Here is a 6,838-nt window from a genome sequence, read left to right on the forward strand (position 1 = left end):
CCCCCTTTCTTTGCAGACATGCTTTAATGACAATCAGAAAGGACAGTTTTAATGAAGAAATTTGTAGTACGGCGTGTACTTCTTGGAGCGCTGATCTTGTTCTTCGTTTCCCTTATCATTTATTCTATAGAGAGAAGCCTTCCTACTTCCTATGTAGAAGGCCGTGCCAGAGATATGTCCATGAAACAGGGGGCAAAGCCTTATGATGAGCTTGTGGCAGAATTAAATGCTTCTTACGGTTTGGACAAGCCTGTGCTGGAAGGATATTTCAGCTGGCTTTCAAAGGCTGTAAAAGGGGAATTTGGAGAATCCTGGATCTTCCATCAGCCGGTAACACAGAAATTTTCCAAGGTAATCTGGTATTCCTTTGCCCTGGGACTGGCAGCATTTCTATTGGAGATTCTTATCGCCATCCCATTGGGAATATTGTCAGCTACCAAACAGTACAGCAGGGTGGACTATGCAGTGACCGTTTTTGCCCTGATCGGTATTTCGTTACCTTCATTCTTTTTTGCTACCATCCTGAAATATATCTTTTCCATTAATCTTAAATGGGTAGACCTGTACGGAATTGTAAGCCGTATGCATGAATCCTACGGATCTGTTGGGAAAATTCTGGATATGGCAAAGCATATGATTCTTCCTGTGGTTACACTGACCATTGTAAGCATAGGATCTTTGATGCGTTATACAAGAACCAATATGCTGGAAGTACTGAACGCGGATTATATCCGTACAGCAAGGGCAAAAGGTGTTCCGGAGAAAAAGGTAATCTATCATCATGCATTCCGTAATACTCTGATCCCGATTATTACAATTTTGGGAAGTACACTTCCAAGCCTGTTCGCAGGTGCTATGATCACAGAAACACTATTCCAGATCCCGGGGATCGGATATACTTCTTATCAGGCACTGACCCAGGGAGACATTCCGTTTACTATGTTTTATATGGTATTTCTGGCATTCCTGACACTGACAGGAAATCTGATCGCAGATATTCTCTATGCAGTGGCGGATCCAAGAGTAAGAATAAATTAGGAGGAAAAACATGAGCAAAAATTCTGAAAAAAAGATTGATCAGCATGTCAGTACCTCCCAGGCGTTGGATGATGAACAGCGTGTGAAAGTTCTTTCACCTGGAATGCTGGTAATGAAACGATTTTTCCGTAATAAGCTGGCTATGGCAGGACTTGTGATCCTGATCGCCATGTTTTTGTTTTCGTTTGTAGGTGGCGTGGTTAGTCCATATGGAGAAAGTCAGGTTTTCCGTAAGACGGAATATGTATGGAAGGATTATGCAGGCGCTACAGACAATGACGCATATATCTTTACTGTAAAAGAAGGGATGAATTTTCCGGCTGCTGCCCAGCAGAAATTTATTCTTGCAGTAAATCAGGAGCAGGAGTCCTTTGCCACAAATGATGCAGAGTATGGACTGGAGAAAAAAGGAGATGTTTATTACCAGATCACATCTGCTGAGCCTGTGGCTACAGTACTGACACTGAAAGGAAAATCATCCTATAAAGAAGCTGGCAGCACACCTGTTACAGATGAGATCAAGGAAGGATATACGGAAGCTTTGGAAGCTGGCGAAGATAGCTTTGAAGTGGATGGAGTGACTTATTCCATTACAAAAGCCGGACGTCAGGATATGATCTCTGTTTCCGGTGTGATCGGCATAGCCACAAAGAAGGTTTTTAATGCTGTATCTCAGGAGGATGCACCAGGATTTGGTTTTCAGGAGGCAGCACTTGGTGCAATTGCAGAGGATAAGTCTTCTTTTGAATATGAGGATACAAAGTATGAAATGCAGTCTCTGAAAGGACAGGCAGTGGAGATCCTGAAGGAAGGACAGGTATATGCAACCATATCTTCCCTTCTTGTTTCCCCTCAGACAGCCGGCAGCTTCCTTTCACTTCCTTTTAAAGAAGCAGTTGAAGAGGCTATCCTTGAGAAAGCCGATACCTTTACAGCAATAAATGAAAAGGGAGAGGAAGAGAAATATCAGCTTCAGAGAAAGAATACACAGTATGTGGTTCGCAGCCAGAAAAAGACTACAGTTAATGATACATTCCACTCCCCGGACAGTAAACACTGGGCCGGTACAGACGGAAACGGTATGGACATGCTTACAAGGCTGATGTATGGAGGACGTATTTCACTCCTGATCGGGTTTGTGGTAGTCATTATTGAAGTAGTGCTGGGTGTGATCATTGGTGGTATTTCAGGTTATTTCGGAGGCTGGGTGGATACCATACTGATGCGTCTGGTAGATGTAGTAATTTGTATTCCGGCAATGCCCTTATATATTATCATTGGATCTGTAATGGATTATTACAAGATTGATCCGCGTATCCGTATTTATGCACTTTGTGCAATCTTAGGTGTGATCGGATGGCCATCTATTGCGAGAATCGTCCGTGGTCAGATCCTGTCTCTTCGTGAGCAGGAGTTTATGGTTGCAACAGAGGCTACAGGTATTCGGATTTCCAGACGTATTTTCAGACATCTGATCCCCAATGTTATCCCACAGCTTATCGTATTTGCAACCATGGGGCTTGGAGATGTTATCCTTATGGAGGCTACCTTAAGCTTCCTTGGAATTGGTGTTAAATTCCCCTACGCTTCCTGGGGAAATATTGTAAATGCGGTCAATGACGTTTATGTACTTACAAACTTCCCGTTTGTGTGGATTCCTGCCGGATGTCTGATCTTGCTTACAGTTCTTGGATTTAACTTTGTAGGCGATGGACTTCGGGATGCATTTGACCCCAAGATGAAACGGTAGGTGAGAGAGTATGGCATTATTTAAAAAGAAAAACGCAAATTATATCTCAGCTAAAGAAACAAAAAGGATTTCCAGGGAAAATCGGAAGATCACAGATGAGATGGAAAAGAAACGGAATCGGAAGAATATTCCGGAGTCAGAATATCTGTCCCAGATGAAGAACCCGGAGAATGTAGTAGAATTTGATGATGTGCACACCTATTTCTTTACAGATATAGGGACTGTGAAGGCTGTAGACGGAGTCAGCTTTGATGTACCACAGGGAAAGACGGTGGGGATCGTAGGTGAGTCCGGCTGTGGAAAGTCTGTTACTAGCCTTTCCCTGATGCAGCTGGTGCAGCGTCCTCAGGGCCAGACCGTGCAAGGTGAGATCAGGTTTAATACAGGGGATAAGGTTTACAATATCGTGAACACACCTACCAGCGTGATGCAGAAGCTGAGAGGCAATGAGATGGCAATGATCTTTCAGGAGCCGATGACTGCACTGAATCCTGTTTTTCGTATTGGGGAGCAGGTGGACGAGATCACTATGCTTCACAATCCGGAAATGCCAAAAGCCCAGGTAAAAGAAAGAACACTGGAAATGCTGAAATTGGTTGGGATCGCAAACTGTGAGGGCGTCTATAAAATGTACCCACATGAACTTTCAGGTGGTATGCGCCAGCGTGTGTGCATTGCTATAGGGCTTGCATGTAATCCAAGACTGATCATTGCGGATGAGCCCACCACAGCCCTGGATGTGACTATACAGGCGCAGATCCTTGACCTTATGAGAAACCTAAAGGACAAGATCAATTCATCAATTATGCTGATCACACATGATCTGGGCGTGATCGCTGAAATGGCAGATTACGTGGTGATCATGTACGCCGGAAGAGTAGTGGAAAAAGGAACTGCAAGGGAGATCTTCAATGCACCTTCTCATCCTTATACCATTGGCCTTATGCGTTCCAAGCCTGTGGTAGGTAAGAAAGTGGATAAGCTGTACAGTATCCCTGGCAAGGTGCCTAATCCGATCAACATGCCGGATTACTGTTATTTCCGCGACAGATGTGAGCTGCGGTGTGAAAAATGCCAGGGCTCTTATCCGGGAGTGATCCGCCTCAGTCCTACTCATGAAGTAAGCTGCTATCGCTACCAGGACCGCCCGGAGGAAGGCTGGCTGGTAAAAGAACATCCTGGAGAGGAGGGAAAGATCAATGAGTGAGAAAACAGAAAAACAGGATTATATTCTGCAGGTATCCCATTTGAAGAAATATTTCCCTATCAAAGGCGGGATGTTTGGAAAGCAGATAGGTGCTGTAAAAGCAGTAGATGATGTTTCCTTCAACATAAAAAGAGGAACTACCATGGGATTGGTAGGAGAATCCGGCTGTGGAAAATCCACCACAGGAAGGACTCTGCTCCGGCTTATCCCCAAAACAGATGGAACCGTACTTTTCAATGGAAAAGATATATACAGCATGGATCATAAGGAACTGCGGGATCTTCGTACAAAAATGCAGATCATTTTCCAGGATCCCTACTCATCATTGTCTCCCAGACTTCCGGTAGGAGAGATCATTGGAGAGGCAGTCAGGGAGCATAAGCTGGTTCCAAAGGAAGAATATGATGAATATTTAAATAAAATCATGGATGATTGTGGGTTACAGACATACCACAAGGACAGATATCCCCATGAATTTTCCGGTGGGCAGAGACAGCGTATCTGTATAGCAAGAGCACTGGCTCTGAATCCTGAATTTGTTGTATGTGATGAGCCTGTATCGGCTCTGGACGTGTCTGTTCAGGCCCAGATCATCAATCTGTTAAAAGAACTTCAGGAAAAAAGAAACCTTACGTATTTGTTCATTTCACACGATCTGTCTGTGGTTGAGCATATTTCAGATACCATTGGCGTTATGTATCTGGGAGGACTGGTGGAAACTGGAAGTACAGAGGATATTTTTGCAAAGCCGCTTCATCCTTATACTGAAGCACTGTTTTCCGCAATTCCAATGCCGGATCCGGATCTGCAAAGAAATCGGATCATTCTTGAAGGAAATATCCCTTCACCGGCTAATCCACCGTCAGGATGTAAATTCCATACCAGATGCAGGAAATGTATGGAGATCTGTAAGACTAAGATACCAGAAGCAAAGGATATGGGGAATGGACATATGGTTCGCTGTCATCTTTACGATTAAAGATACCGGCAATGGATCTATGCTGTGTGTCAGAGAAGATTCTGGCATGCAGCTGGCTTCATGGCCATGGCGTATACTTATGTTATGCATATGGGATCAGGAGGCAGAAGATGGGAAAAAGACAAAAAGACGAGTTGCCGGATTATACAGTAGCTAACATGGATGTGGATGGGATGCCCTGGAATACAGGCAGGAAGAAGTTTTCTGTACAGGATCAGGAATTAGATACAGAGGAAAAAGAGCCTTTGACAAAAGCAGAAACAAAGGCTGTGATCTGGCTGTCACTAAAGGCCGGACTTGTAATAGGCGGTGTGTTTATAGGTGCTGCAGCCCTGTTCCTTCTGTTCTGCGTTTACGTCTGGTTAAGGTGAATTTTTTGACTTGTATAAAAAAATAAAAAAATTCAAAAATAGTGTTGACAAATGAATGATTATCGGGTATACTAATCATCGTTGCAGCGGTAAACAAAAGCACATAACAAAGTGTGCGGGTGTAGTTCAATGGTAGAACACCAGCCTTCCAAGCTGGATACGTGGGTTCGATTCCCATCACCCGCTTATGCGATAGTGGCGTAGTTGGTAACGCGCGACCTTGCCAAGGTCGAGACCGCGGGTTCGAGCCCCGTCTATCGCTTTTTTTTATTCAAAGATGATTAATGAATGGTTGTAAAAAGAGCATGGAGAGATTCTGATGAGTTTCTCCGTGCTCTTTTTGTTTATGCTATTTCTTTTTTATTAGGATGCCAGGATACATTTCAGTTCAAAATCATCAAGATAAAATACGAAAATTTTTGCAGGGTATTATTCGGTTTTTTACATGTCTAATGTGAGTAATGCTGCTTCTAATTGCCTTTTTGCGTCAAAGAGAACCTGCTTAAATGTATCTGCGTTTAGGGTATTTTGGTAAATGGGAAAAGATACAGAAAGGGCAGCGATTACATTTCCAATACGATTGCAGATAGGAACGGCAATACAGCGTACATATGGTGAAGATTCCTCCGCCTCATAGGCTATATGTGTTTTTCGTACTTCTTCTATTTGTTTCTCCAATTCATCTAAAGAAGTAATAGTGTGTTCGGTTATAGCTTCTAATTTATAATTTCTATATAACTCATCTAATTCTGCTTTAGAAAGTCCTGATAAAAGAGCTTTTCCAATAGCTGTAGCATGAGCGGGAATACGCTTACCTGTATGTGATACAATGCGAAGCGGCTGATTACTGTCGAATTTATAAAGGTAAATGGTGTCATGACCGTTCAGAATTCCAAAATGTGTTGTTTGATTACAACGTATAGATACATTTTCGACAATATCTTTAGCTACAGAATAAAAAGGATTTGTAGAAAGATAGGCATTGCCGACTTCGAAACACTGTAAACCAATTCGATATTCATTATAGTTTTCTTTTTTTTGCAAAAAATTCATGTTACACATGGTCTGTACCAGGTTATGGACAGAGCTTTTGGGTAAATCAGTAATGGTACAGATTTCTTTAAATGATACACCCTTTGGTTGTTTTGATATATATTTCATGATTTCTAAAGCACATTGTAAAAGTCGATGATTTTTTTGCTCCATACTGAAAATCCTCCCTATAATTAATTAAAATAGTATAAATGAAAACTGTTCATATATACAATATATAATATATAAAACTGGGAAAAAATTCAAGTAGGTGATTTATTTTAAAGGGAATGAAACAACATTTCGAATGTGAGGTGTGAAATATCTGTTCATATATATAATATGTAGTGTTTTTTATAAATAAAAGCAAACTTGCAAATTACGCTCAAACGGAATGCCAGTTCCGCTACTGCGGAACGGCTATTCCATTTTTAACGGTACGAAGTACCGCTAGATGATAT

Annotated in this window: 6 protein-coding genes and 2 tRNA genes; 7 read left to right on the plus strand and 1 reads right to left on the minus strand. The window is 42.1% G+C overall.

Annotation, left to right across the window (positions count from 1 at the left end; all coding sequences use genetic code 11):
• Positions 1-51: 51 nt before the first annotated feature.
• The 7 genes from OCV61_RS16050 to OCV61_RS16080 all read left to right on the plus strand — a co-directional run bounded on the left by OCV61_RS16050 (position 52) and on the right by OCV61_RS16080 (position 5,607).
• The gene (locus OCV61_RS16050) at positions 52-1,038 is read left to right on the plus strand and encodes an ABC transporter permease (protein ID WP_158422662.1); all 987 of its coding nucleotides are present in this window, start codon (positions 52-54) and stop codon (positions 1,036-1,038) included.
• A gap of 10 nt (positions 1,039-1,048) precedes the next feature.
• A complete protein-coding gene (locus tag OCV61_RS16055; RefSeq protein WP_262583213.1) occupies positions 1,049-2,788 on the plus strand; it encodes an ABC transporter permease in 1,740 nt (579 codons plus the stop codon).
• Positions 2,789-2,798: 10 nt separating this feature from the next.
• Complete coding sequence (locus OCV61_RS16060) at positions 2,799-3,995, plus strand: ABC transporter ATP-binding protein (protein WP_158422663.1); 1,197 nt, start codon at positions 2,799-2,801, stop codon at positions 3,993-3,995.
• Positions 3,988-4,974 (plus strand): ABC transporter ATP-binding protein, encoded by a 987-nt coding sequence (locus tag OCV61_RS16065; RefSeq protein WP_158422664.1) that lies wholly within the window; start codon positions 3,988-3,990, stop codon positions 4,972-4,974. Before OCV61_RS16060 ends, OCV61_RS16065 begins: the two co-directional genes overlap by 8 nt.
• A 110-nt stretch (positions 4,975-5,084) precedes the next feature.
• Positions 5,085-5,345, plus strand: coding sequence for a hypothetical protein (locus OCV61_RS16070; RefSeq protein ID WP_158422665.1), 261 nt, complete (start codon positions 5,085-5,087; stop codon positions 5,343-5,345).
• Between the two features lie 115 nt (positions 5,346-5,460).
• Positions 5,461-5,531: transfer RNA gene (locus OCV61_RS16075), tRNA-Gly, on the plus strand.
• A 3-nt stretch (positions 5,532-5,534) separates the two neighbouring features.
• Positions 5,535-5,607: transfer RNA gene (locus tag OCV61_RS16080), tRNA-Gly, on the plus strand.
• Between the two features lie 179 nt (positions 5,608-5,786).
• On the opposite strand, the gene OCV61_RS16085 is transcribed toward OCV61_RS16080, so the two are convergent.
• On the minus strand, positions 5,787-6,551 hold the full coding sequence (locus tag OCV61_RS16085) for an IclR family transcriptional regulator (protein ID WP_158422666.1): 765 nt from the start codon (positions 6,549-6,551) through the stop codon (positions 5,787-5,789).
• Positions 6,552-6,838 lie beyond the last annotated feature (287 nt).

The sequence above is a fragment of the Blautia ammoniilytica genome, assembly GCF_025566965.1.
Classification (GTDB): Bacteria; Bacillota; Clostridia; order Lachnospirales; family Lachnospiraceae; genus Blautia_A; species Blautia_A ammoniilytica.

Excerpts from the sequence above, each read along its gene's own strand:
- OCV61_RS16050 (WP_158422662.1), top strand. The coding sequence starts at position 52 with ATGAAGAAATTTGTAGTACGGCGTGTACTTCTTGGAGCGCTGATCTTG.
- OCV61_RS16055 (WP_262583213.1), top strand. The coding sequence starts at position 1,049 with ATGAGCAAAAATTCTGAAAAAAAGATTGATCAGCATGTCAGTACCTCC.
- OCV61_RS16060 (WP_158422663.1), top strand. The coding sequence starts at position 2,799 with ATGGCATTATTTAAAAAGAAAAACGCAAATTATATCTCAGCTAAAGAA.
- OCV61_RS16065 (WP_158422664.1), top strand. The coding sequence starts at position 3,988 with ATGAGTGAGAAAACAGAAAAACAGGATTATATTCTGCAGGTATCCCAT.
- OCV61_RS16070 (WP_158422665.1), top strand. The coding sequence starts at position 5,085 with ATGGGAAAAAGACAAAAAGACGAGTTGCCGGATTATACAGTAGCTAAC.
- OCV61_RS16085 (WP_158422666.1), bottom strand. The coding sequence starts at position 6,551 with ATGGAGCAAAAAAATCATCGACTTTTACAATGTGCTTTAGAAATCATG.